Origin of the sequence: Shewanella electrica (assembly GCF_022321485.1) — a bacterium.
GTDB lineage: Bacteria > Pseudomonadota > Gammaproteobacteria > Enterobacterales > Shewanellaceae > Shewanella > Shewanella electrica.
Map to the genome: position 1 here is coordinate 1 of NZ_JAKOGG010000602.1, position 248 is coordinate 248.

Annotated in this window: 1 protein-coding gene; it reads left to right on the forward strand. The window is 69.0% G+C overall.

Features of this window, described 5'->3' with window-relative positions; all coding sequences use genetic code 11:
- A partial coding sequence (locus L9G74_RS24525) for a hypothetical protein (protein ID WP_238898890.1) occupies positions 1-208 on the forward strand: 208 nt, incomplete at its 5' end.
- Positions 209-248 lie beyond the last annotated feature (40 nt).

Sequence of the window (248 nt, forward strand, 5' to 3'; positions counted from 1 at the left end):
GGCGGCCGCAGCTCTCGTCGCAGCCTCATCTCTGAGCGCGACCTCGGCTCCGTCGGGCAGTGACAACCCCGGCGGCGAGAGCAAGCTGCTGATGACGACCTGCCGGCGCCGGCGGAGCAAGGAGGAGCTCATGAACCACATGCGCCGATGCGGGCAGCTCAGCGGCAAGCTCTTCATATGGGAGCCACGCATCGCCACCTCCTCCTGAGCCGACGAGCCTCGCCGCCGCCTCCTCTGCTCGCTTGTGC